Origin of the sequence: Photobacterium andalusiense (genome assembly GCF_900185625.1) — a bacterium.
In the GTDB taxonomy this organism is placed as follows: Bacteria; Pseudomonadota; Gammaproteobacteria; order Enterobacterales; family Vibrionaceae; genus Photobacterium; species Photobacterium aquimaris.
In genome coordinates this window covers 38,395-63,536 of sequence record NZ_FYAJ01000004.1, presented here as the reverse complement: position 1 = coordinate 63,536, position 25,142 = coordinate 38,395, and the positions used below count along the sequence as shown (strand labels likewise).

The window sequence follows — 25,142 nt, the reverse complement described above, 5'->3', positions numbered from 1 at the left end:
TTAGGCGTAATCAGTTAATGGAATCGGCTTTGGAAAATCCGCTTCAGTTAGTGGTTTTATGCCATAAAAATCACGGAAGGCATCAGAAAGCATTTTGGCACGCTCTGGAATGCCGTGTGTTAAATAGTGGATAACTTGTTCACGTACTTTTAACGTGAAGCCTACCCTATCAGGCTCGCAGTTACCGCTCAAATTATCACAGCTTACTTGATACTTAAAACCACAACTTGCTGATAAAATCCACTCTATCGCTTGCGGTTTAATCTCAACCACTTCAAATTCTGCTTGTACTTCAGCACTACGACCATCAGGTTGATACCAATAGCCATAATCTTCTAATAGTCGTCGTGCTTCGCCAGCGATACACCAATGACCTAGTTCATGCATTGCTGAAGCATAATAACCACGCGCAAATATAATTTGATGGTGCGGGCGTTCTTCAGAGGCAGGAAGATAAATTGGCTCATCGCCGCCTAATAATAGTTCAGTATTTAAGCGCTCTAAAAAGACCTTATTAAACAACTGAATAAGATCGTTATAGTCATGTTTCATATGAATTTTCATTTAATATTTATTGGTAGGTCATAGTAATTTAACCCACGAAGTATATAGGCTTTCCTGCCTTATCGCGAATGCTCATATTAATTTATGCGTTCTCGTCAATATTTATATTGTTACTATTAATTTTATTTTTACATTAGCTCAGTTCATACCAAATTTAATTCTTTTCATTAGAAGTTGAGATACGTCACTAATACAATACTCCAATTCCAGCATTTCATTTTAGGTGTCACATTTATCATGCTGCTTTCAATTTTATACATTATCGGAATTACTGCTGAAGCCATGACAGGCGCATTAGCGGCAGGTAAACGTCATATGGATTGGTTTGGCGTGATGCTAGTAGCAAGTGCAACTGCCATTGGCGGCGGTACAGTGCGTGATATTTTGTTAGGCCACTATCCACTCGGTTGGGTTGCTCATCCGCAGTATTTAGTGATCACTTGCGTTGCAGGTTTGTTGACAACCGTACTCGGTAAATGGGTAGTACGCTTTCACAAGATTTTTATTATTCTTGATGCCATCGGGTTAATTGTATTTAGTATTATTGGTTGCCAAGTCGCAATTACGATGGGGTTATCACCAATTATTTGTGTGGTAGCAGCTGTAGTAACGGGGGTCTTTGGTGGCTTGTTACGCGATATGATCACTCGTCGTAAGCCAATGGTTTTGCATAAAGAGCTTTATGCTTCGGTATCATTTCTGGCGGGAATTATGTATATCACCATGCTGCATTTTAATGTTCCGGCTGATATTACGACGTTAGTCACCTTAGCCGTTGGTTTTAGTCTTCGTATGGCTGCAGTATTCTTCAGTTGGAGCTTGCCAGTATTTAAGTTCGAAGAAGCAAAAGCTTAAAAGCAGGCAAAGCAAGAACGAGGAAAGACAGTAGAGAGTAGCGAGTGACAAGTTACTAATACACTCGCAATCTCGAAACTTATTTTCCTCGCCTTTATATCTTCGGCGTTGTTGTTACTACATCGGCATTTTGACCACGATGACGTAACAGATGATCCATCAGAGTGATCGCTAACATCGCTTCAGCAATTGGCACTGCGCGAATACCGACACACGGATCATGACGGCCTTTAGTGATGACTTCTGCCGACTCACCTTGCTGAGTGATTGTTTCACCTGGCACGCTGATACTTGAGGTCGGTTTTAACGCAATATGGGCAATGATATCTTGTCCTGAAGAAATCCCACCAAGAATGCCACCAGCATGGTTAGTTTTAAAACCTTGTAATGTCATTGCATCACGGTGCTCACTGCCACGTTGTTCAACCACATCAAAACCATCACCGATTTCAACCCCTTTAACCGCATTAATACTCATTAAAGAATGGGCAATATCAGCGTCTAAGCGATCAAATACTGGCTCACCTAAACCAACAGGCACATGACGAGCAACCACGGTAATTTTAGCGCCAATCGAATCACCGTCTTTTTTAAGGTTACGGATCAGTTCATCAAAAGCATCGACTTTATCGACATCTGGACAGAAAAAGGCATTTTGTTCGATTTGCTGCCAATCAACCTTATCAATTTTTACTTCGCCCATTTGAGATAAGTAAGCGCATACTTCGATGCCATGCACTTGTTTAAGGTATTTCTTCGCAACCGCACCTGCCGCAACACGCATTGCTGTTTCACGTGCAGATGAACGACCACCGCCACGATAATCGCGTACGCCATATTTTTGATGGTAAGTGTAATCGGCGTGACCCGGGCGGAATAAATTCTGAATATTAGAGTAATCTTTTGAGCGCTGATCGGTATTTTCAATCAACAATCCAATCGATGTACCGGTAGTTTGGCCTTCAAATACACCTGATAAAATCTTAACTTCATCGGCTTCACGACGTTGAGTGGTATATTTTGAGGTACCAGGACGACGACGATCGAGATCGTGTTGCATGTCGGCTTCTGTTAGTGCTAATCCAGGTGGACAACCGTCAATAATACACCCTAATGCGACTCCATGGCTTTCGCCAAAAGTCGTTACACGAAACAATTGCCCTATGGTATTTCCAGCCATGACTTCCCCTGTAATAAATCTATGCTTACATGCATTTTTAATTATGGTAATCAATACATACTGCAAAGATGTGATTTGAAAAGCAAGGAATAAAGTAAGGGTGAGGAAAAGCAGAGGCGAGTCGCGAGATCATTAGTAACGAGTAACGAGAATGACTCAGCCTATTATTCGTCATCTCGAAAGTTTAGGTACGAAACTATCCGTGATCTACTCACCACGTGATCGAGCCCAAAAGACACCTATACAATTCCATATACAACCACTATAACTCTACAACGCGTGGACAATAGATTCCCTATTTCGTTCGTAACCTCACTGTAGGGAATGACGGGATTGGTTTGGCATTCACTGTAGGACATCGCGTTCGTTGGGTTTGGCATTCACTCAGCCCAATATCCGTCATCTCGAAAGTTGAGGTACGAAACTATCCGTGATCTACTCAATGCGCGCTTGAGCCAAAAAGAAGCCAGTGAAACTCTATAATACAACCACTATAACTCTACAACGCGTGGACAATAGATTCCCTATCTCGTTCGTAACCTCACTGTCGGGAATGACGGATTGAATTTGATAACAAAAAAAGCGACAGGCTTACACCCATCGCTTAATCTCGGAATCTATTAATCTCGATACTCGAAATCTAGTCCCCTACGCTACCGCTAACTCTTTATCCGCTTTTGCTTTACGGAATTTCTTCAGTGATACTGCAACTAATGCTGTTACCACCATACCAGTTGCCATACATAGCAGAGCAAGTAATGGTTTGTTCATTGCACCAAGTAACGCAACTACTGGGCCACCGTGAGCAACGCTGTTGGTGATACCAAATGAGAACGCCATTACTGCCGCAACCATGCTGCCTAATACGTTAGCTGGAATAACAGAGATTGGGTCTTGTGCCGCAAATGGAATCGCACCTTCAGAGATACCGACTAAGCCCATTGCTCCTGCAGCTTTACCTGCTTCAATTTCTGATTGCTCAAAGATATTCAGTTTACGGCCAATCACAGTTGCTAAACCCATACCTAATGGCGCGACAGGGATCGCACATGCCATTGCACCCATAAACTGCGTTTGACCATTAGCAATCATGCCGACAGAGAACAAGAACGCGACTTTGTTAAATGGACCGCCCATATCAAAGCCAGCCATACCACCAAGCACAATACCCAGTAGAATAACGTTACCTGTACTCATTTCAGTTAGTACGGTGTTCATGGTGTGCATCAGGCCAGCAATCGGCGCACCAATGATAAAGATGAACGCACCAGCAATGAATAATGTACCTGTGATAGGCGCAATAAGAATCGGTACTAATGGTTGTAATAACTTGTGGTAATTACGGGTTGCTACCCAACGCACAAAGTAACCGACTAATAGACCTGCAATGATGGCACCGATAAAACCAGTACCTGCGTCTGCACCATAAAATGAACCGTTATTTGCAATCCAGCCGCCAATGAAACCCGGTGCTAACGCGGGACGATCACCAATCGCATACGCTATGTAACCTGCAAGCACAGGGATCATTAACGTAAAGGCGACAACACCAACATCAAGCACTTTTTGCCACATGCTACCTGGTGGTATTTGCATGCCGGCATCCGTTGGCTGTCCACCAATCGCTAATGCCAATGCAATTAACAAACCGCCTGTTACTACAAACGGGATCATGTGTGATACACCGTTCATCAAGAAACGATATAGATCTGAACGGGCTTTAGAAACTTTACTTTCGCCGTCTTCTAAACCATCGCCATTAGCATCAAACGGCTTAGCGACTAACGCTTGTTGAATAACGCCCTTGCCGTCTTTGATCGGTGCTTTAACGCCAGTTTTAATTAATTTTTTACCTGCAAAACGTGCCATGTCGACTTGTTTATCACAACTAACCACAATGGCTTCAGCACGCGCGATTTCTTCTGCGGTTGGTGAATTTTTAACACCGATAGAGCCGTTCGTTTCAACTTTAATTTCATAGCCTAATTCAGCAGCGGCTTTTTCTAACGCTTCTGCAGCTAGGTAAGTATGGGCAACACCAGCAGGACAGCCAGTAACACCAATTAATAAGCCTTTATCTTGAGGTAATGTTGCTACCGTTTGTTTTTCAGCGAGCAATAATGCTAATGCGTCAGCAGGTGTTTTCGCTGCTAAAAATGCATCGATAAAACCATCTTCAATCAGTTTTGATGACAACTCAGCCAATACTTCAATATGGTGATTATCGCCACCATCTGGAGAAGCAATCATAAAAAATAGTTTTGATGGTAAGCCATCTTCTGCGCCATATTCAATTCCACTACGGCTAACACCAATTGCTACTGCTGGCTTAATAACCGCGGCACTCTTAGCATGGGGTAATGCCACTCCATCTTCAAAACCGGTATTTCCTAGCTCTTCACGGGCTTGAATATCTGCTAAAAATTGTGTTTTGTCCGCAACCCGACCTTGTTGAACTAAAATATCTGCCATTTCAGCAAACACTTCATCTTTGGTGGTTGCTTTGAGGTTGAGGTTAATCAACTGCTCATTGATGAGAGTGGTAATCATGTTTTATCCCCGATGATTTATTTATGGACTCGATGACATCGCATCGGCCATCAGCATGGGAGTATTGTCGAATGTTTGCGGTCGATAAAGTAGAGTACAAAACAGGCTTTAACTGGAAATTTGTAACATTGAATCATCAGTGTGAGCTATAACTCATATTTTTCATTGTATATAAAACAAGTTGAATTGATATTTTAATTCAAATAATTCAATTACTTAAATACAAATCATTATTGTTAAATATATAAAACCCATCATAAAATAATTTCATAAACTATCTAAATAAGGCTTTTTGTTGGCTGGAATTTCGATTTTTTAGTGCGGAAGATCACAGAACCAAATATCCGTGATCTACTCAATGCGCGCTTGAGCCTTAAAGAAGCCAGTGAATTCAATAACTCTACAACGCGTGGTTAGTAGATTCCCTATCTCGTTCGTAACCTCACTGTAGGGAATGACGGGGGTAAGTTTGGCACTCACTCAGCCCAATATCCGTCATCTCGGAAGTTGAGGTACGAAGCTATCCGTGATCTACTCAACACGTGTTTGAGCCTTAAAGAAGCCAGTGGAAATAAGGTTTTGAGGGGCGAGGAAAAGCAGTGGCGAGATCCATTATTGCTACTCGAAACTCGCTACGAATATACTCGAAAACTCTAAAACTTGTCCCTGCTCTTCCCTTATTCACCTCCCACCTACAAAAAAAGCGACAGGCTTACACCCATCGCTTAATCTCGCAAGCTCTAAAACTCGAAACTCTAAAACTCGAAAACTCGCTACGAATATCCTCGCAACTTAATTATACGCCCGCGCAAACATACCAGCACAATTAGCTGTATATGCCTTCGCATAAGCTGGAATAAACACTGACTGGCCTTTTTCAAGCGTTAATGTATCGCCATTGTGATGCGTTACAGTCAATGGTGCATCAATCGCAAACAAGATTTCAGCACTGGTATTTTGTAATTCAAGATCATCCACTTGCTTATATACGCTAAATTTAAAATCAGGCACTGGCACAATATAATCTAAACCGCCACCAGCAACGGTTGGTGCTAACAGTAACTGATCAACAGCCATGCTAGTAAACTCAGTGTTTGCCACCAACTCTGGCACATCCATAAATTTAGGCGTCAAACCTGCGCGTAGCACGTTATCTGAGTTAGCCATGATTTCTAAACCAGTACCTTTAATGTAAGCATGTGGTGTACACGCACTTAGGAACATTGCTTCACCCGGTTGCAACGTTAATACATTTAGCATTAAGGGTGCAAATAAGCCGATATCACCTGGGTATTGAGTCGCTAATTCTAATAATAAACTACACAATGGCTGGTCTTGATTCGCATCGCAGTACGCAAGTAATCCTTGCACTGCTGCATCTTTTTTCTCACCTTCAAGTGATAACATTGCAGCAAAGAAGTCACCTAAACCCGCTTCTGTTTGATTAGCTGCTAATGTTGCAACCAGATCGTTAATCACTTCAAGATTTAGTGCTTGAAATAAAGCTACGATCTCAGCAACTTGACGGAAACCATTCATTGCTTGATAAGGCGTTAGTGCAAATACCAGCTCAGGTTTGTGGTTAGGATCTTTGTAGTTACGGTTAGCTGCATTACGGGCAATACCGATCTTTTCTTCTTTTGCATAACCGATTTCAGCTTGATGCTTACTTGGGTGTACTTGTACTGATAGCGCTTTTTCTGCTGCTAATACTTTAAACAAGTAAGGCAATTCAGCAAATTTAGCCTGAGTTTCAGCACCAATAATGGCATCGGGATCGGTCGCAATAAAATCAGCTAAGCGTACCGCTTCACCATTAACCGTGATCACCGAACAACCATTCGCATGTGCGCCCATCCACATTTCCGCTTGTGGTTTTTGGTCTAGGTTTGGAATAGCAAACAGTTGCTCAATTGATGTTACACTGCCCCAAGCATAATCTTGGATCACGTTATCCATCTTAAAAAAGACAGTGCGGGTAGAGTCGGTCATTGTCAGGTCCTATTGTTATTATTGCTCACGATATTGATGGTATGGTATCAACCACATTATTATTGGTGTCATACCTTAACTGACAGCACTATAACAAAACTTAAATGGTTTATTCAGCACAAACTAATAATCTTGTTACCATCACCCCAAATATAAAGTGAATACTATGGACAATGTTTTCTTTAATTTAATTGACTCAGTATTAACTGAACGAGAAAGTTTTAATCGAATTTGGTTCGCCGGTGGAAAAACTCAACCGCCTCAGTTTAGCTATCAAGTTAATTTTCCACGCTTAGAGTTAGTACTTAAAGGGGAATATGTTAACCAACTTGATGATGGTGATAATGGTATTTGCCAAATTAGTTTAATGGGCGGTGATGCGATTTATATTCCACCAAATAGCTGGAACCAACCGAGCTGGAATACCGAATGCTCAGTATTGAGTTTATTGTTTGGTAAGCGTCAATTGGGGTTTAGTTTAGTCAGCAAAACCAAAGATAGCCCTAAGTTCTATGATGTTCAAAAACACTCAATTCAAGCATGGACTGGCCATGCCATCGATTCGATTTTAACCGCGCTTAATATGCTTGCCAGTGAGCCACAACAGCAGCCAATAGATGAACATTTACTGCAAGCATTACTGAGCTACACGCAAAACATGCTTCATGTGCCGTTGCATCAATCAAAAAATCGTACCGAAGATCTCTATCAAGGGATTTGTATTTATATTCAGGAGAATTTTCACCGCGCTATTAGCCGCGATACCATTGCCAATCGGTTTAATATTACTCCTAACCACCTATCGCGTTTATTTCGTCAACAAGGACACATGCGCTTAGCTGACTATATTTGTTGGGTACGGATTGAACGCGCTAAATTCATGCTGCGCCAATATCCATTTCGACTAACCGAAGTGGCAACTCGATGTGGGTTTGTGGATGTGAATTACTTTTGTCGCGTGTTTAAAAATAAAACCGGTCGTACACCGTCTGAATACAGAATTGTCGCCTAACGATTAGTTTGATATTACCTTAACGCTTCAATGACTAATGCTTTTAGATCTTGCGGCAGCTGGGCTAAGGTTAATGCTCTACAATAATCATCATTTAATAAACATTTTGAGAACTGTGCAAAGGCCATGATCACCGCTTTTGGTGGTGGTTTTGGCAATATCATTGCAATTGCACGGTTGATATTTCCGCGTGATGATCCCCAATCAATGGGCTGTTGATGGCACACTATCGCCATCGCAGGCTGTCTGATGCTCTCGTGCATCACATGCGGCAATGCTATTTGAGGCCCCATTACGGTGGCTGAAATGGTTTCTCGATCTAATAATGCTTGTTGTAACGCTGGTTGTTGTTCAGAGCTGATAGCTTGCTGTGCCACCAGCATTTGACTTAACTGCGCAATGGTATCGGCTTTATCACCGTTACCACAACCAATGCTAGTCACTGGAAAATTAAGCTTAAATGGCTCTGGTGGTGAGAATTGTGACAATGATAGTGCGTATTGACTAATAAAATCAGTCAGCACAAGATTTGCTAATTCAGCATCATGTCCTTTGATGATCAATTGGCATAATGCATGCGGTTTATTTGCCAATGCTAGCATTTTAAGAGGTTGAGATACTGGCGCACAGGTTAGTTGACGTACATTAAATAGCTCAACTTGTGCTTGAAAATACGAGGTCAATTTCTTAAGTTGATTAAGTTGGTAAGATGGCAACCCTGCTTCACCACAATAGAATGTGATCCGTCTTTCTAACATCATAATTCCTTTAGAACTGTGGCTTAGCCCAACACGTTTATTCTGCGATTATTGACACAATTGCTGACAACGCTCAATCACTGCGGTTGCATCAACCAATACTTCTTCTATCGTCACACAATGAATGCGACTACCAGTAAAACGAGTCCGTTGTTCGACTTCAATATCAGAAGCAATTAAGACAATATCAGCGTGGGCAATATCTTTGGCGGTTAGAAAGTTTTCTATTCCCATTGCACCTTGGGTTTCAACTTGGATCTTAATCCCCATGTGATGGGCGGTTTTATTAAGGACATCCGCTGCCATATAGGTGTGTGCGATACCCGTTGGGCAGGCTGTTACCGCGACAATTTTCATTTTTAATCCCTGAATATTGTTAAATATAGTGTTACCCAAGTGAGGTAACTAACGGTGCAGAATAGCATAAGAGATAAGATATGAGCGAGGGAAAGAAAGGCGAGGAAAAGCAGTGGCGAGTAGCGCGATTGTTAGTATCGAGACTCAGCTCATTATTCGTGATCTCGGAAGTTAAAGAAACCAGTGAGTTCAATGACTCTACGACGCGTGGATAGTAGATTCCCTATCGCCCTCGCGGGCATTCACTCAGCCCAATATTCGTCATCTCGGAAGTTGAGGTACGAAGCTATCCGTGATCTACTCAACACGTGATCGAGCCTTAAAGAAGCCAGTGAATTCAATGACTCTACAACGCGTGGATAGTAGATTCCCTATCGCCCTCGCGGGCATTCACTGTAGGGAATGACGGAGGAGTTGGTGATCGAGCCTTAAAGAAGCCAGTGAATTCAATAACTCTACAACGCGTGGATAGTAGATTCCCTATCTCGTTCGTAACCTCACTGTAGGGAATGACGGAGGGGGGGTTGGCATTCACTGTCGGGAATGACGGAGGACTAACAAAAAAGCGACAGACTCTTGCCTATCGCTTTTCATTTATTCTCGAAACTCGCTATCTCGATTCTAACAACGTACTGTTACTCTTCGCGCTTTGATTTCCACTTCTTAATACCGTTGCTCTTACCACCAAAGCTTGGCTTATTAGTATCACGGCTTGGCGCAGAAGTACGTGCAGGACGGTCATCGTTATTACGACGCGGTGCATCACTGCGAGCGCCACGGCTGGCATTGCGGCTATGACGATCTTCGTTGTTACGGCTGCTACGGTTAGCACCATCGGGACGACGATTAAACTCACCTGTACCACGGTAAGTTTTAAACTGCTTTTCAGCGGCATGTTTTTCATTACGTGCTTCTTGAGCACGATGATCATATAGCTTAGCGTCAGTCGCTTTAGCAATAGTACGACCTTCAGCATCAGTTTTTGATGCTTCTTCAGTACCGCTTGATTGTGAAATTAACTGCTGAATTTCAGCAATTTCAGCATCCGTTAAATAACGCCATTTACCGTTTGGTAAGCCATCAATAGTAATGTTCATGATACGTACGCGACGAAGTTTATATACTTCATAACCTAACGCTTCACACATACGACGAATTTGACGGTTTAAGCCCTGAGTCAACACGATACGGAATGAGAAGTTAGTCTCTTTAGTCACTTTACAAGGCAAAGTAACCGTATCTAAAATCTCAACCCCTGATGACATTTTTTCAATAAACTCAGGCGTGATCGGTTGGTCGACACGTACAACGTATTCTTTCTCATGCGAGTTACCTGCACGCAGAATTTTATTAACAATATCACCGTCATTGGTTAAGAAAATAAGGCCATCAGACGGCTTATCTAAACGACCAATCGGGAAGATACGCTTACGGTGACCAATGAAGTCAATCACGTTACCTTCAATATGACGTTCAGTAGTACAAGTAATACCGGTTGGCTTATTTAGTGCAATGTAGATTGGACGCTCTTTGCTGCGCAGAGGTTTATCATCAACTAATACTTCGTCGTTATCCATTACGCGCATGCCCATTTCAGGCACGGTGCCATTGATGGTTACACGTCCCTGATCAATCAGCTTGTCCGCCTCACGGCGTGAGCAATAGCCTGTATCACTGATAAATTTATTAAGTCGAACCCCTTTTGGGCTCTGCTGGTCAGTAGAATTTTGTGACATGGTTTTCTTCTATAAAGGGCTTTAGGTCGATCAGGGTAATAAACCACTCAATTGTAGTTTACTTACTCGATAGTTGTTATGAGGGGAGTTTAACTGATTGTGAGGCGAGTAGCGAGTAGCGCGTTTTTAAGCTCGCGCAAACTCGCTACTCGCTACTCGTTACTGATATTATTTACTTTGGTAAATCACCGTGACTAATACGGCCAACATAATCACGCTGCAGTTCTTTTTCTAGCTGCGCTTCAATATAACCTGGCGATTTCGTCTTCGCTGATAACAAGCGGTACATCGCCGGGATCACCAATAGCGTTACTAAAGTGGCAAATGCCATGCCAAAGAACACTACGGTACCCACTGAAATACGACTTTCAGCACCTGCGCCTGTTGATAAAATTAACGGTAATGCACCAAATAGTGTCGTGAAAGCAGTCATCAGTATCGGACGTAAACGACGCACCGAGGCATCAACAATTGCTTGTTCAAACTCAATCCCTTTATCACGCAGTTGGTTAGCAAATTCCACGATCAAAATGCCGTTCTTGGTTACCATACCGATCAACATAATCATCCCGATTTGACTATAAATATTGAGCCCTTGCCCCATAATCCATAATCCAGCCAAGCCACCAAAGATCCCCATCGGCACCGTTAGCATTACCACCAGCGGGTTAATAAAGCTTTCAAACTGCGCCGCTAGCACTAAATAAGCCACCAATAACGCTAACCCAAACACTACTAATATGCTGCTTTGGTTATCACGAAAATCTTGTGATTCACCAGCATAATTAACCGTAATATCTGATGGCAGCGTATCAATCGCTTGCTGATCAAGAAAATCAAGTGCATCGCCTAAGGTGTAACCTTCAGAAAGGCTTGCTTTTAGGGTAATCGATTTCTGTTTTTGGTTATGGCTTAACTTTTGCGCTGATGCCACTTCATCAATTGACGCAACAGTATCAAGCGTAACTAGTTTGCCATTGCTCGCTCGTAAATAGATCTGACTTAAATCAGTTGAGCTGTTAAAACTATTTTCATCACCACGCAGGTAAACATCATATTCTTCACCGCGATCAACAAAAGTGGTTTCACTGCGTCCACCTAGCATCACTTCTAATGTTTCGGCAATTTCAGTGACTGGAATGCCTAACTCAGCCGCACGCTCACGATTAACATTAACCAATAACTCGGGGGTGGTTTCAGCATAATCTAAATCAGCACCTTCCATTAATGGGCTATCTTCAGCAATATGTTTAAGCTTAGTCGCCCACTTAAACAATTCTTGGTAATCCGCGCCACCCAATACAAATTGCACTGGCTCTGAAGATCCCCCACGGAAACCTGGCATCATCGGCATCACCCGTACATCAGGAATACCAGCCAATGTTTTACTGATCATTCCTAACGCTTGTTGCGCACTCACGGTTCGATCATTCCAATCTTCTAATTGCATGATCACAAAGCCAGTTTGATCCCCTGCTCGACCACCAAAGGCTGGCGACTGAATACTGACTGATTTCAATACTCCTTTGCCTAATAACGGTAATAAGCGCGCTTCAACTTGATCCATGTTACCGATCATACGGTTATAACTGGTGCCTTCTGCCCCTTTTACAAACGCAAATAATACTCCGCGATCTTCTTGGGGTGCGAGTTGAGCTGGGATCAGTTTCATTAATCCAGCACTGGCAGCAATACAGCCTAATACCACTAATGGCGCGACAAAACGTTTTTTAACTGCCACGGTTACAATACGACGGTAACCATTTTCGAGCTGTTCAAATTGACGATTTACCCACAGATTAAACCGATTTGGCTTCACATTCGCTTTAAGCAATTTGCTACACATCACCGGCGTTAGGGTTAATGCGATAAGTGATGAGAAAATTACCGCCATCGCCAGTAACACGGAAAACTCAGTAAATAATCGCCCGACCATGCCTTCCATAAACGAGATCGGCAAAAACACCATCACCAATACCGCAGTAGTCGCAATAACCGCAAATCCCACTTCACGAGTACCTTTATAGGCCGCAAGTAATGGTGATTCTCCTCGTTGTAAATGGTGAAAAACGTTTTCAACCACCACAATCGCATCATCGACCACCAATCCAATCGCTAGAATTAACGCCATCAGAGTCAGTAAGTTGATTGAAAAGCCAAAGAAATACGCCGTAATAAACGCCGAAATTAATGAAACTGGCACTGTTACAGCAGGAATTAAAGTTGCCCGTACTTGACCGATAAAGATATACAGCACCAAAATAACCAGCGCGCCGGTGACTAACAGCGTGTTATACACTTCATTGATCGAGCGTTCGATAAATACCGTTGCGTCATAATCTATGGTTAGCGATGCGCCTTGCGGCAAAAACTTTTGCATCTTTGCCACTTCAGCGCGCACTTCTTTAGCAACATCAAGCGGGTTAGCATCTGACATCGTTACAATGCCTAAACTTAAATTAACCACGCCGTTACTTTTAAAGGTCGAATTTTCGTTTTCAGCACCAATGCTGACATCTGCAACATCTTTAAGATAAATCGGTGTACCCGCTGCTGTTTTACGGATCACTAAATACTTAAAATCATTAACGGTTTTATATAAACGTGCAGTACGTACTGACATCACCGTTTGATCATTACGTACTTCACCACCGGGTAATTCAACGTTTTCATCTTTTAGTGCATTAACAATATCTTTAGTGGTAATGCCACGCCCTGCCATTAATACTGGTTGTAGCTTGATATACATGACTTTGTATAAAGCACCACTCAAACTGACTGAGCTAACACCGTCTAATAGGCTAAATCGATCTTCTAATACTCGCTGTGCATAATCTGTCAGCTGAGTACGATCCATCTCTGATGACGATAGATTAATGTAGATTGCAGGCTCACCCGAACCATTATCTTTTGAGACAATTGGATCGTTAGCATCATCAGGTAGTCGACGCTGGGCACGAGCAACAGCATCACGAATATCACTCACTCCCTCGGTCAGATCCCAGTCCATATTGAACTCAACTGTGATCCGCGACATGCCATTACGGGTAATTGAGGTGATATTTTCGATACCACTGATGCCAGATAGCTCATCTTCAATCGGCGTGGTAACTTGGCTTTCCATTACCGAAGCTGATGTGCCTTCATAAGTGGTCATCACAGTTACAACAGGGCTTTCAACATCTGGCATCTCACGTACAGCCAGTTTCGAGAAAGACACAATACCAAAGACACACAACAACAAACTTAATACGATCGCAACCACAGGTCGCTTGACTGAAATATCAGATAACCACATTAGCTTGCTACTCCAACCGCTGGAGTGATGTCTTTAATAGTGATGCCGTCACGCATATTGACTAACCCTTGCACCACAATTCGCTCGCCGATGTTAAGGCCTTTTTTGATCACTACGTTGTTATCAATACGCTCGCCAAGCTCTACTAAGGTGCGATGAACTTGCTGTTGATCATCAACAATATAAACATAACGTTTAGTACCTGAATACTCTAACGCTTGCACAGGAATAATCGCCTGTTGCTGCGGAATAAAATTAATATCGGTCGCAAGTAACATTCCAGGCTTTAAGGCATGATCTTTATTTTCAAATACCACCCGTACTTTTATATTGAGTGAATCGGGCTGAACACGTGAATCAATCGCTTGAATTTGACCGACAAATGCTCGATCGCCCCATGCTTGGCTTTTAGCAGTGACGTTAATGCCAACCTTTAAAAAGGAGATATATTGTTCTGGAACTTCAATATCCAGACGCATAGAAGAAAGGTCATCAAAATTAAACAGCTCACTGCCTGCCGCTGTCATGTGTCCCGGACTAAAGTCATACAATCCAATAGTGCCATCAAATGGAGCGCGAATAGCATGATCGTTAAGATTAGCAAGCGCCGCTTTTAAACGTGCATTAGCAATACTAACGCTGGCAGCTTGAGCATCAATCTCGGTTTTAGTAATTGCACCACGACTTAGCAACCGTTCAAATTGCGCTAATTTACGTTGCTCATCATTACGATATGCCAATGCTTCATCGTAAGCCGCAGCAGCTTTATCATCATCAAGTTGGATCAGCAATTGTCCCTTGCTAACTGTCGTATTGACAGGAACAGCAATGGTTTTGATTTTAGCAGATACTTCTGTCGCAACATTCACTGCTTGTTGAGCGTGCAATTTACCTACTAAAGATAACGATTGAGCGACGGCAACCGAGCTCACTTCACCGGTTGTAACAGAGACAACACGTTGTGAACGCTGTGGCTGTGATTTATTTTGCGCAGCATGTGACGTTCCTTGAAAGTAAAAGTAACTACCTGATAATACTGCGGCGACTAATACTGCTACGGCCATTTTTTTCATTTGCTAAAACCATTATAAAAATCCTAGCCGAATAATATCTGAACTCGAGCTTAAATAACGTCAAGAAATGTAAAGTTAAGCAAAAATTCGCTTAATGATGAAAAATTCAGCAAGTATTCGATAATTATAATAAAAAAGGTTTACAGCGCGGAAATGTTTGTTATTATCCGCCCCGCACTTGTGGTGGGGTTCCCGAGTGGCCAAAGGGAGCAGATTGTAAATCTGCCGGCACTGCCTTCGAAGGTTCGAATCCTTCTCCCACCACCATCATTTTGAAAAGTTGTTTTAACGACTTTTTAGTAATTAAAGTGGCCTTTAATTACCAGAGCTTCAACTAATTATAGCAACATCCCGTGGTGGGATTCCCGAGTGGCCAAAGGGAGCAGATTGTAAATCTGCCGGCACTGCCTTCGAAGGTTCGAATCCTTCTCCCACCACCATCATTTTGAAAAGTTGTTTTAACGACTTTTTAGTAATTAAAGTGGCCTTTAATTACCAGAGCTTCAACTAATTATAGCAACATCCCGTGGTGGGATTCCCGAGTGGCCAAAGGGAGCAGATTGTAAATCTGCCGGCACTGCCTTCGAAGGTTCGAATCCTTCTCCCACCACCATCATTTTGAAAAGTTGTTTTAACGACTTTTTAGTAATTAAAGTGGCCTTTAATTACCAGAGCTTCAACTAATTATAGCAACATCCCGTGGTGGGATTCCCGAGTGGCCAAAGGGAGCAGATTGTAAATCTGCCGGCACTGCCTTCGAAGGTTCGAATCCTTCTCCCACCACCATCATTTTGAAAAGTTGTTTTAACGACTTTTTAGTAATTAAAGTGGCCTTTAATTACCAGAGCTTCAACTAATTATAGCAACATCCCGTGGTGGGATTCCCGAGTGGCCAAAGGGAGCAGATTGTAAATCTGCCGGCACTGCCTTCGAAGGTTCGAATCCTTCTCCCACCACCATCATTTAGCCAGTTGCTTTGCAGCTGGCTTTTTCATATCTACAATAAACTGCCGCTAAACGATCAACAAATCAAACCAAACTGTAACATATGTGTAATAATGCATACATCACTGGTATTGTTTATGGATCGTTATGACACAAGCATCACGCCACACCAACATCGATTGGCAACATGTTAAGGTACTGATTATTGACGATCAGCTATCTTCTGCATTACTGATCCAAAATATTCTACACAGCATTAAACTAACAACGGTTGATATCGCAACCTGCAGCAACACTGCCCTTCAATGCTGTCGCACCACTAGCTATGATTTAATTCTAATCGACTTTCATCTTGAACCTCATATTAATGGCAGTGAACTTCTTGCTGCAATAAGAAAAAGCAATAGCATTAGTTCACATTGTGGAGTGGTATTTATCTCTGGCGATCGCACCCCTGAAGTTATTGTGACCTCAATGACAATGGATGCAGATAGCTTTCTAAGTAAACCGTTAAATATCGGTATGCTAAAACAGCGCGTGGTTACGGTTTACCAAGCCTGTTTACTTCGTCGACCAATTTATACCGCGATAGAAAATAATAATATTCCGACTGCAATTACATTATGTCGGCAGTTACTACAACAACAGGGTCATAATCTTGAGATTGAGATTTTATTGATTGATTTATTAATCAAACAACAACAGTGGTCGCAAGCACAGCAATTATTAACCTTATTTAATCAACACAGCCATAACCATAAACTAGTATTGCGCCAAGCACAGTTAACCCATCTGCAAGGTGATACTTCAGCCGCTATTAGTATGTTGCAAACGCTGATTAAGCAGGTGCCACTATTTGTTGATGCCTATGATGAATTGGCAACCTTATTACAACAACAGCAGCAAGACGATAATGCCAAAGTAATAGCTTATAAAGCATTGTTATTAACCCCAACTATTAGCCACCGTTCATTATTGGTTGCCCAACTCGCGGTTAATACCAACGATCAATCTTTGTTTATTAAGGTAGGTAAAACATTGGTCAATCATTTACCGATTATTGATGATGATTGGATCGTATATCTTGCTCAATACACTGCACAATTTGAACAACTCCACAGCCAGCAATTATCACTCCAGCGACAACAACAATTAATCAAACAGCTTAAAAAGTTATTCCAGCAAGCAAGTCGATGCTTAAGCCACAATCAAAAAATACACCTAATGGCATTTCGGCATATTGCCTTGGCAAGGTTTACTGCAACTCAGCAAGCCTTAACAACCAAACGGCGATTGTTACATGGCTTAAAAAGGTATTTTGGGCAGATGTCGCAAGCCCCTTCAGTAATAATGGTTGATGCACTACCATTATTAATTCACTTTGGGGAAACACGTCTAATTGGCGAGATATATCAAATATTAATGACGCGAACAGTATTAGATCCACACAGTCACTATCGTATGGCACAATTACGGCAAAATAAATTTCTGGTTGAAAATGTACGTTTGTTAGTTGATCAACTCGCCACCGCAAAAGCCACAATAACGCTCGATCCACAACGAGCTTACTGTATATATCAAACCATTTTACGTGATTATCCTTATAGTACAGAAGCTCATTTAGGCCGTATTGCTAGCTTACTTGTGCAACAGCAAGTGAACCACTTACACATAACCACTAGCCTACAACAACTGAAAAAGATGCCATTGCCATCACCGTTATTAGAATGGTTTAGACAACTTCAGTTTCAATATAACGATCAGCACATCATCAGTTACGATCAATTATCGCCGTCATCATTATCATCGGCTGGCTTATCTGATGCGCCCTGAGCATATTTCTCATTTCGATGTTGCTGAGCTTGTTCTTTTCTTAATCGAGACGCTCGCTCTTGTTCCGACTCAGAGCCAAACAAACGCTTCATAAAATCAAACATGATGATGTCCTATAGTTATCTTGGTGTAATACGGTTATTAGCGAATAAAGCGATTATAGATAAACAGTAATATCAACGCGCCAGCAGTGGCTATAATGATACTACCAATATTAATCCCACCCGCAGCACCTAGCCCTATCAAAGAGCCAATCCAGCCTCCGGCTAAAGATCCTGCAATACCTAAGCCACACGTTGCTATCCAACCGCCACCATCATTACCAGGCATTAACCATTTTGCTAATGCACCAGCAATAAGACCTAAAATAATCCAAGAAATAATCCCCATATTAGCGCTTCCTTCTAGTTATAAATTAAATAAAATACCTACTCATTAGTGTTATATATGAGCTAATCATTTAAAAACAATAACTTGTCATAAACGATATCGGCATCTTTATCATAGACCTGCAATAATCATTATGCTCAAATAAAGCGATCATTTAATTAACCTCAGCGTTAATTGTTATGATCATATATTGAAGTGATGATCGATATGCTAGTATCTGTAACCAATAATTATTCACCGTTATGGACACTAAATATGAAAGTTATTTCTTTTAACATCAATGGGCTACGTGCTCGCTTACATCAACTTCAAGCTATTATCGATAAGCACCAACCTGATGTTATCGGTTTACAAGAAATTAAAGTTCATGACGAAGCATTTCCGCTCGCCGATGTAGAAGCAATGGGATACAAAGTGTATTTTCATGGCCAAAAAGCCCATTACGGCGTGGCTATGCTTTGTAAACAAGAGCCTATCAGTGTACAAAAAGGCTTTCCGACTGATGATGAAGATGCACAACGTCGCATGATCATGGCAACTTTTTCTCAGCCTAATGGCACGAATATTACGGTAATGAACGGCTACTTTCCGCAAGGCGATAACGTTAGCCATGAAACCAAGTTTCCAGCCAAAGAAAAGTTTTATGCCGATCTAATGCACTACCTTAATAATAGCCATAAGGTTGAAGATGAACTGATCATCATGGGTGATATCAATATTAGTCCGACGGATTTAGACATTGGTATTGGCCCCGTTAACGCTAAGCGATGGCTAAAAACAGGCAAGTGTTCGTTCCAACCGATTGAACGCCAGTGGTTAAAAACATTACTTGATTGGGGCTTTATCGATACATTCCGTCAATTGCACCCAACGGTCGATGATCAATTCTCATGGTTTGATTATCGTTCTAAAGGTTTTGTGGATAATCGAGGGCTACGAATTGATGTCATTCTAGCCACGCCAACATTAGCTCAACGTTGTATTGAGTCTGGTATTGACTACCCATTACGTGGCATTGAAAAGCCCTCAGATCATGCACCAATTTGGTCTACTTTTAGCGACTAATAGTACTATTGGCCGACAATAGTCATCATTAACATCGCTATTAGTATCGAAACGATATCAAGTGATTTCCCTCTAAAGCCGACTATTTTGATAGCGGCTTTTTATTGAGTTTACATATATATTCATTATTATTCGCCAATGATACTTACATAGCATGGAAATAAAGAATATATAATCAGATAACACATTCACCCCAAAAATATAAAAAAAGTTGAATCAATCTTCTTTTAGTCGCATAAAAATATTAAAAAAGATCATGCAAAAATATAACTCATTGATTTTTAAAGTTGCTTATTTTTGTAACCAACATCAAAATATTATGAAATAAAATTACATTAAAATTTTTTTTAGTTTTCTCAAAAAAATTATACCTTTAAAATTCAACTGATTACATTATTTTGCAATGTCATAATATGTCTAATCTTGTTATAAATTTTCACCGCAATGATCTAGATCAAGTTTATGATTCACGACCTTTGCTATTATTCTCATAGCCTAACTTAAACCATAAAGAGCACCCCTGTGAAAATGGAAACTAATCCTTTTGACTCGCTGATGCCACCAGCTATGGCACATAAGGCCGAAGAAGTCGGCGTTTATAAAGCTACAAAACATCCACTACAGTCATTCTTTTTAGCGATAACTGCTGGTGTGTTTATTTCAATTGCTTTTGTGTTTTACACAACAGTAACTACTGGCGCTGGTGATATGCCTTGGGGGATGTCTAAGTTTGTTGGTGGTCTTGCATTTAGTTTAGGTTTAATCCTAGTTGTAATCTGTGGCGGTGAGCTTTTTACCTCTTCAGTATTAACCACAGTTGCTCGCGCAAGCAGCCGTATTACGACAGGCCAGTTAATGAAAAACTGGGGCATTGTTTACTTCGGTAACTTTGTCGGCGCAATATTCTTTGTTGTGTGTATTTGGATTGCAAAACAACACCTTGGCGCTGATGGCCAATGGGGTATTAACGCAATGAAAATCGCTCAACATAAGCTTCATCATGGTTTTGGACAAGCTGTTGTTTTAGGTATTCTTTGCAACCTCATGGTTTGTCTTGCCACGTGGATGACTTTTTCATGCCGTAGTGCCACTGATAAAGTAATGGTTATGTTGTTACCTGTTGCGATGTTTGTTGCCAGTGGCTTTGAGCACTGTATTGCAAATATGTTTATGATTCCAATGGGTATCGTGATCCACACTTTTGCAAGTCCAGAATTTTGGACTATGGCTGGCGTTAATCCCGCTCAGTTTGCAGATTTAACCGTACATAATTTTGTTGTAAACAACTTAATCCCCGTTACTATTGGTAATATCATTGGTGGTGGTGTGTTGGTTGGTATGACATATTGGGTTATTCATCGTCGTCCAGAACTTAAAGGCAATAGCCACCACTAAGTTCGACACGATAACACTTATTTTTTTCTACTGAATAGTATAGGTAGGTATACAATGGCAGAGCAATTTGCTGCATGGGAAGGCTTCACAGCTGGTGATTGGCAGAACGAAGTAAACGTTCGTGACTTTATCCAAAAGAACTACACTCCTTACGAGGGTGACGGCTCTTTCCTTGAAACAGAAGCAACTCCAGCTACAGCTAAACTTTGGGAAGCTGTAATGGTAGGCATCAAACAGGAAAACGCGACTCACGCACCTGTTGATTTTGATACTGACGTTGTTTCTACTATCACTGCACACGACGCTGGTTACATTGACCAAGAGCTTGAAACTATCGTAGGTCTTCAAACTGACGCGCCTCTTAAGCGTGGTTTGATCCCTAACGGTGGTATCCGCATGATCGAAAACTCATGCAAAGTATACGGTCGTGAACTAGATCCTACTATCAAGAAGGTTTACTCAGAGCTTCGTAAAACACACAACCAAGGTGTTTTCGATATCTACACTCCTTCTATCATCAAATGTCGTAAGTCTGGTGTTCTAACTGGTCTTCCAGATGCATACGGCCGTGGTCGTATCATTGGTGATTACCGTCGTATCGCTCTTTACGGTATCGACAAGCTAATGGCTGACAAGCTAGCTCAATTCAAATCTCTAGAAGAAATGTTTGAGAACGGCGAAGATCTTCAAATGACTATGCAACGTCGTGAAGAGATCTGTGAGCAACACCGTGCACTTGGTCAAATTAAGACTATGGCTGCTAAGTACGGTTGTGATATCTCTCTTCCTGCTGCAACTGCACAAGAAGCTGTACAGTGGACTTACTTCGGCTACCTAGCTGCTGTTAAATCACAAAACGGTGCTGCAATGTCTCTAGGTCGTACTTCGACTTTCCTAGACATCTTCATCGAGCGTGATATCGCCGCTGGTAAGATCACTGAAGCACAAGCGCAAGAAATGATCGACCACTTCGTAATGAAGCTACGTATGGTTCGTTTCCTACGTACTCCTGAATACGATGAGTTGTTCTCTGGTGACCCAATCTGGGCAACAGAATCAATGGGTGGTATGGGTCTTGACGGTCGTACACTAGTTACTCGTTCAAACTTCCGTTTCCTAAACAGCCTATACACAATGGGTCCTTCTCCAGAGCCAAACATCACTGTTCTTTGGTCTGAGAAACTACCTGTAGGCTTCAAGAAGTTCTGTGCGAAGGTATCTATCGATACTTCTTCTATCCAGTACGAAAACGATGACCTAATGCGTCCAGACATGAACTCTGACGATTACGCTATCGCTTGTTGTGTATCTCCAATGGTTGTTGGTAAGCAAATGCAGTTCTTCGGTGCTCGTGCTAACCTTGCTAAGACTATGCTTTACGCAATCAACGGCGGTATGGATGAGAAGCTTAAGATCCAAGTAGGTCCTAAGACTGACAAAGTAACTGCTGAAGTTCTTGACTACACAGATACAATGGATCGTCTAGATCACTTCATGGATTGGTTAGCAACGACTTACGTTTCTGCGCTAAACGCTATTCACTGGAGCCACGACAAGTACAGCTACGAAGCATCGCTAATGGCTCTACACGATCGTGACATCAAGCGTACAATGGCTTGTGGTATCGCTGGTCTTTCTGTTGCTGCTGACTCACTATCAGCTATCAAATACGCAACTGTTAAGCCTATCCGTGACGAAGATGGCATCGCTATCGATTTCGAAATCGAAGGTGACTATCCTAAGTTCGGTAACAATGACGCACGCGTTGATGACATCGCATGTGACCTTGTTGAGCGCTTCATGAACAAGATCCGTACTCACAAGATGTACCGTGATGCGATCCCTACTCAGTCTATCCTAACTATCACATCTAACGTTGTGTACGGTAAGAAGACTGGTAACACGCCAGACGGTCGTCGTGCAGGTGCTCCTTTCGCACCAGGTGCTAACCCAATGCACGGTCGTGACGAAAAAGGCGCTGTAGCTTCACTTACTTCTGTAGGTAAACTACCGTTTGCACACGCTAAAGATGGTATTTCATACACATTCTCTATCGTTCCAAACGCACTAGGTAAAGATCTTGATACTCAAGAAACTAACCTAGCTGGCCTAATGGATGGTTACTTCCACCATGAGTCAGGCATCGAAGGTGGTCAACACCTAAACGTTAACGTTCTTAACCGCGAAACTCTAGAAGACGCAGTTAAACACCCAGAGAACTACCCACAGCTAACTATCCGTGTATCGGGTTATGCAGTGCGTTTTAACTCTCTAACTGCTGAACAGCAGGCTGACGTTATCGCTCGTACATTCACAGCGTCTCTATAATATAGATTCTTCTGTGTAGGAAGCTTACTTCCTAATAAAAAACCGGCTTATATAGCCGGTTTTTTTATATCTCAACTTTATATGCAATGAAACACACTGTTACATTTTTTATGTTGTCCACATCATACTTTATCGTTAACCTGCGCAAAAAAACACCCATCAGTTGCACTTATTTGCTTCCACATTGCAAGGATACGACTTTCTAATGCGAAGAACTCAATCGGTATTGATTGTCGACGATAGTAGTATTATCCAACAAACAACCAAGCTTATTTTAGTCAATGGCCAATTTCAAAGTGCCAATATTTTTTGTGCATCTAATGCCGCTGAAGCGATCAAATATTGTCAACAGCAACGCTTTGATATTTTGTTTCTTGATTTCAATCTTGGTTTTGGTAGCACTGGATTACAACTGCTTGAACGCCTCCATCACAATGAGTTATTAAATCATTCTCCGCTCATTTTTATCCTTACAGCTGATGACTCTCCAGCGGTATTAATGGGGTTTTCTGAATACCAACCAGATGATTATTTGGTTAAACCACTACGTTTAAGTACCTTACAGCAACGTTTAGAATACAGTTTTGAACTACGTGCAATAAACGATCGGGCTTTTGCTCATTATCAACAGGTTGGCATAAGTGGTATTGAATCAATGTGTACCCAATACACGCCGCCGCTTGCAATTCACTGCACCACTATGACCGCGATAGCTAAACGGCTACTTAATCAAAAACAGCCGCATTTAGACACTGATATTTTAGCTTTATTAACATTAATTCAACGGCTATATCAAAGCTTGCCAGCACAACTGTTATTAATCCAATTATGGATACAGCAACAAAATTTTAAGGCGCTTAATCCATTATTAACTCAATTACGCCATGCATACCCCAACCATTTAATGCTGCTTGAATACAGTGCCAGTGCCGCGCTATTACAAAATAAAATCACTCAGGGTTATGATTTTTGGTTACAAGCGCATAATGTTAGCAAAAATAATCTGCAACGCCTGTTTGGTTTATTATGGATAGAATCTCATTTTCAAAACCACAGTGCGATGCAGCAACATTTACGTGAAGCAATTTCTTATCTTCGCTATTCAGTGTGGGATAAACCGTGTTATCACGCGTTTATTATCTGGTTGCAATTGCAGCATAGTGATAAAAAAAGCTTACCTATCGAACGCTTATGGCGCACAATCAGCCAACAAAAAACCATCACTAAACATGAACGGCCTTTTATTTACTTACTCCAAGCATGGCAGTATTTAGATAGTAATAATAATCTTGGAGCCTATAAAAGTTATAGCGCTGCAATGGATGCTATTCACCATATAGACCCAGAAAACCACAGTTTTGAATTTGATGCGATTGCACTTTGTATTAGCAAACGCCTAGCCATGACGCGTCATCAAACTGCCTGTTATCAGCGTTTACAGCGCAACCTGCTCCAACGTCAAAATGAACCACATTCAATCATAAAAAATATGTGGTTAGAAACAATGCAACCGACATCAGATCATCGAACAGATGAGCAATATCGTCATGCACTGAGGCTAGTAAAACAAAAATATTATGTTGAAGCAGGACAAGCGATATTACAACTCTGGCCCTATTATCGTTTTGATGAAGTATTAGCACGCTGCTTAGTTGAATTGTCGTCTCGTGGGCATGTAGACAATGAACCACAGCATCAGCAATGGATTAAAGAAGCCAGATGGACTTTTGAATCGCAGGATTTTAAACCTGAATGGTATTTAAAATTAAAAGCCCAATATCGCAGCCTACAACGGCCTTTATATTAATTTG

18 protein-coding genes and 5 tRNA genes are annotated in these 25,142 nt (G+C 41.6%); 12 read left to right on the top strand and 11 right to left on the bottom strand.

Annotated features, from left to right (window positions below; translation table 11 throughout):
* The gene (locus PAND9192_RS11250) at positions 1 to 552 is read right to left on the bottom strand and encodes an elongation factor P hydroxylase (protein WP_087853890.1); all 552 of its coding nucleotides are present in this window, start codon (positions 550 to 552) and stop codon (positions 1 to 3) included.
* Between the two features lie 249 nt (positions 553 to 801).
* On the opposite strand from PAND9192_RS11250, the gene PAND9192_RS11245 reads away from it, so the two are divergent.
* Positions 802 to 1,419: a trimeric intracellular cation channel family protein gene (locus PAND9192_RS11245; protein ID WP_087820995.1), complete on the top strand. Its 618-nt coding sequence runs from the start codon at positions 802 to 804 to the stop codon at positions 1,417 to 1,419.
* Positions 1,420 to 1,513: 94 nt separating this feature from the next.
* Here PAND9192_RS11245 and aroC read toward each other — a convergent pair whose 3' ends face one another.
* The 3 genes from aroC to manA form a co-directional block, all read right to left on the bottom strand.
* On the bottom strand, positions 1,514 to 2,599 hold the full coding sequence (gene aroC, locus PAND9192_RS11240) for a chorismate synthase (RefSeq protein WP_060997366.1): 1,086 nt from the start codon (positions 2,597 to 2,599) through the stop codon (positions 1,514 to 1,516).
* Between the two features lie 648 nt (positions 2,600 to 3,247).
* Complete coding sequence (locus tag PAND9192_RS11235; protein ID WP_087853889.1) at positions 3,248 to 5,149, bottom strand: PTS fructose transporter subunit IIABC; 1,902 nt, start codon at positions 5,147 to 5,149, stop codon at positions 3,248 to 3,250.
* A gap of 792 nt (positions 5,150 to 5,941) precedes the next feature.
* Positions 5,942 to 7,141, bottom strand: coding sequence for a mannose-6-phosphate isomerase, class I (gene manA / locus PAND9192_RS11230; protein WP_087853888.1), 1,200 nt, complete (start codon positions 7,139 to 7,141; stop codon positions 5,942 to 5,944).
* A 166-nt stretch (positions 7,142 to 7,307) separates the two neighbouring features.
* Here manA and PAND9192_RS11225 point away from each other — a divergent pair, with 166 nt between their 5' ends.
* Positions 7,308 to 8,153, top strand: coding sequence for a helix-turn-helix transcriptional regulator (locus PAND9192_RS11225; protein ID WP_087853887.1), 846 nt, complete (start codon positions 7,308 to 7,310; stop codon positions 8,151 to 8,153).
* Between the two features lie 14 nt (positions 8,154 to 8,167).
* Here the strand turns inward: PAND9192_RS11225 and PAND9192_RS11220 are convergent, their stop codons facing one another.
* The 5 genes from PAND9192_RS11220 to PAND9192_RS11200 form a co-directional block, all read right to left on the bottom strand.
* Positions 8,168 to 8,914 (bottom strand): PTS sugar transporter subunit IIA, encoded by a 747-nt coding sequence (locus tag PAND9192_RS11220; RefSeq protein WP_234999122.1) that lies wholly within the window; start codon positions 8,912 to 8,914, stop codon positions 8,168 to 8,170.
* Positions 8,915 to 8,959: 45 nt separating this feature from the next.
* Positions 8,960 to 9,268, bottom strand: coding sequence for a PTS fructose transporter subunit IIB (locus tag PAND9192_RS11215; protein WP_087853885.1), 309 nt, complete (start codon positions 9,266 to 9,268; stop codon positions 8,960 to 8,962).
* Between the two features lie 635 nt (positions 9,269 to 9,903).
* Complete coding sequence (gene rluF / locus PAND9192_RS11210; protein WP_087853884.1) at positions 9,904 to 11,004, bottom strand: 23S rRNA pseudouridine(2604) synthase RluF; 1,101 nt, start codon at positions 11,002 to 11,004, stop codon at positions 9,904 to 9,906.
* Between the two features lie 172 nt (positions 11,005 to 11,176).
* A complete protein-coding gene (locus tag PAND9192_RS11205) occupies positions 11,177 to 14,302 on the bottom strand; it encodes a multidrug efflux RND transporter permease subunit (RefSeq protein ID WP_087853883.1) in 3,126 nt (1,041 codons plus the stop codon).
* The gene (locus tag PAND9192_RS11200; protein WP_087853882.1) at positions 14,302 to 15,375 is read right to left on the bottom strand and encodes an efflux RND transporter periplasmic adaptor subunit; all 1,074 of its coding nucleotides are present in this window, start codon (positions 15,373 to 15,375) and stop codon (positions 14,302 to 14,304) included. The genes PAND9192_RS11205 and PAND9192_RS11200 overlap by 1 nt, the downstream gene beginning before the upstream one ends.
* A 182-nt stretch (positions 15,376 to 15,557) precedes the next feature.
* On the opposite strand from PAND9192_RS11200, the gene PAND9192_RS11195 reads away from it, so the two are divergent.
* From PAND9192_RS11195 to PAND9192_RS11170, 6 genes are all read left to right on the top strand, one after another.
* Positions 15,558 to 15,642, top strand: a tRNA-Tyr gene (locus PAND9192_RS11195).
* 88 nt (positions 15,643 to 15,730) lie between these two features.
* A tRNA-Tyr gene (locus tag PAND9192_RS11190) sits at positions 15,731 to 15,815 on the top strand.
* Between the two features lie 88 nt (positions 15,816 to 15,903).
* Positions 15,904 to 15,988 (top strand) — tRNA-Tyr (locus tag PAND9192_RS11185).
* An 88-nt stretch (positions 15,989 to 16,076) separates the two neighbouring features.
* Positions 16,077 to 16,161 (top strand) — tRNA-Tyr (locus PAND9192_RS11180).
* A gap of 88 nt (positions 16,162 to 16,249) precedes the next feature.
* Positions 16,250 to 16,334: transfer RNA gene (locus PAND9192_RS11175), tRNA-Tyr, on the top strand.
* A 133-nt stretch (positions 16,335 to 16,467) separates the two neighbouring features.
* Positions 16,468 to 18,153, top strand: coding sequence for a response regulator (locus PAND9192_RS11170; protein ID WP_087853881.1), 1,686 nt, complete (start codon positions 16,468 to 16,470; stop codon positions 18,151 to 18,153).
* Here PAND9192_RS11170 and PAND9192_RS20695 read toward each other — a convergent pair.
* Both PAND9192_RS20695 and PAND9192_RS11165 read right to left on the bottom strand, forming a co-directional pair.
* Complete coding sequence (locus PAND9192_RS20695) at positions 18,102 to 18,257, bottom strand: hypothetical protein (RefSeq protein WP_159458238.1); 156 nt, start codon at positions 18,255 to 18,257, stop codon at positions 18,102 to 18,104. The two genes, PAND9192_RS11170 and PAND9192_RS20695, sit on opposite strands and share 52 nt — an antisense overlap.
* A 37-nt stretch (positions 18,258 to 18,294) precedes the next feature.
* Entirely contained in the window at positions 18,295 to 18,543 is a 249-nt protein-coding gene (locus PAND9192_RS11165; RefSeq protein ID WP_087853880.1) for a GlsB/YeaQ/YmgE family stress response membrane protein, read from the bottom strand.
* Between the two features lie 255 nt (positions 18,544 to 18,798).
* On the opposite strand from PAND9192_RS11165, the gene xthA reads away from it, so the two are divergent.
* The 4 genes from xthA (at position 18,799) to PAND9192_RS11145 (ending at position 25,138) form a co-directional block, all read left to right on the top strand.
* A complete protein-coding gene (xthA, locus tag PAND9192_RS11160; protein ID WP_087853879.1) occupies positions 18,799 to 19,608 on the top strand; it encodes an exodeoxyribonuclease III in 810 nt (269 codons plus the stop codon).
* 528 nt (positions 19,609 to 20,136) lie between these two features.
* A complete protein-coding gene (focA, locus tag PAND9192_RS11155) occupies positions 20,137 to 21,003 on the top strand; it encodes a formate transporter FocA (protein WP_087853878.1) in 867 nt (288 codons plus the stop codon).
* A 54-nt stretch (positions 21,004 to 21,057) separates the two neighbouring features.
* Positions 21,058 to 23,331, top strand: a complete 2,274-nt coding sequence (gene pflB, locus PAND9192_RS11150; RefSeq protein WP_087853877.1) for a formate C-acetyltransferase — start codon at positions 21,058 to 21,060, stop codon at positions 23,329 to 23,331.
* A gap of 205 nt (positions 23,332 to 23,536) precedes the next feature.
* A complete protein-coding gene (locus tag PAND9192_RS11145; RefSeq protein WP_087853876.1) occupies positions 23,537 to 25,138 on the top strand; it encodes a response regulator in 1,602 nt (533 codons plus the stop codon).
* Positions 25,139 to 25,142: the final 4 nt, after the last annotated feature.

What these genes read in the sequence shown, in the direction of transcription:
- PAND9192_RS11250 (WP_087853890.1), bottom strand. Translation starts at nt 552, where the DNA reads ATGAAACATGACTATAACGATCTTATTCAGTTGTTTAATAAGGTCTTT.
- PAND9192_RS11200 (WP_087853882.1), bottom strand. Translation starts at nt 15,375, where the DNA reads ATGAAAAAAATGGCCGTAGCAGTATTAGTCGCCGCAGTATTATCAGGT.
- aroC (WP_060997366.1), bottom strand. Translation starts at nt 2,599, where the DNA reads ATGGCTGGAAATACCATAGGGCAATTGTTTCGTGTAACGACTTTTGGC.
- PAND9192_RS11165 (WP_087853880.1), bottom strand. Translation starts at nt 18,543, where the DNA reads ATGGGGATTATTTCTTGGATTATTTTAGGTCTTATTGCTGGTGCATTA.
- PAND9192_RS11245 (WP_087820995.1), top strand. Translation starts at nt 802, where the DNA reads ATGCTGCTTTCAATTTTATACATTATCGGAATTACTGCTGAAGCCATG.
- manA (WP_087853888.1), bottom strand. Translation starts at nt 7,141, where the DNA reads ATGACCGACTCTACCCGCACTGTCTTTTTTAAGATGGATAACGTGATC.
- focA (WP_087853878.1), top strand. Translation starts at nt 20,137, where the DNA reads ATGGAAACTAATCCTTTTGACTCGCTGATGCCACCAGCTATGGCACAT.
- PAND9192_RS11215 (WP_087853885.1), bottom strand. Translation starts at nt 9,268, where the DNA reads ATGAAAATTGTCGCGGTAACAGCCTGCCCAACGGGTATCGCACACACC.
- PAND9192_RS11145 (WP_087853876.1), top strand. Translation starts at nt 23,537, where the DNA reads ATGCGAAGAACTCAATCGGTATTGATTGTCGACGATAGTAGTATTATC.
- pflB (WP_087853877.1), top strand. Translation starts at nt 21,058, where the DNA reads ATGGCAGAGCAATTTGCTGCATGGGAAGGCTTCACAGCTGGTGATTGG.
- PAND9192_RS11205 (WP_087853883.1), bottom strand. Translation starts at nt 14,302, where the DNA reads ATGTGGTTATCTGATATTTCAGTCAAGCGACCTGTGGTTGCGATCGTA.
- PAND9192_RS11170 (WP_087853881.1), top strand. Translation starts at nt 16,468, where the DNA reads ATGACACAAGCATCACGCCACACCAACATCGATTGGCAACATGTTAAG.
- PAND9192_RS11220 (WP_234999122.1), bottom strand. Translation starts at nt 8,914, where the DNA reads ATGATGTTAGAAAGACGGATCACATTCTATTGTGGTGAAGCAGGGTTG.
- xthA (WP_087853879.1), top strand. Translation starts at nt 18,799, where the DNA reads ATGAAAGTTATTTCTTTTAACATCAATGGGCTACGTGCTCGCTTACAT.
- rluF (WP_087853884.1), bottom strand. Translation starts at nt 11,004, where the DNA reads ATGTCACAAAATTCTACTGACCAGCAGAGCCCAAAAGGGGTTCGACTT.
- PAND9192_RS11225 (WP_087853887.1), top strand. Translation starts at nt 7,308, where the DNA reads ATGGACAATGTTTTCTTTAATTTAATTGACTCAGTATTAACTGAACGA.
- PAND9192_RS11235 (WP_087853889.1), bottom strand. Translation starts at nt 5,149, where the DNA reads ATGATTACCACTCTCATCAATGAGCAGTTGATTAACCTCAACCTCAAA.
- PAND9192_RS20695 (WP_159458238.1), bottom strand. Translation starts at nt 18,257, where the DNA reads ATGTTTGATTTTATGAAGCGTTTGTTTGGCTCTGAGTCGGAACAAGAG.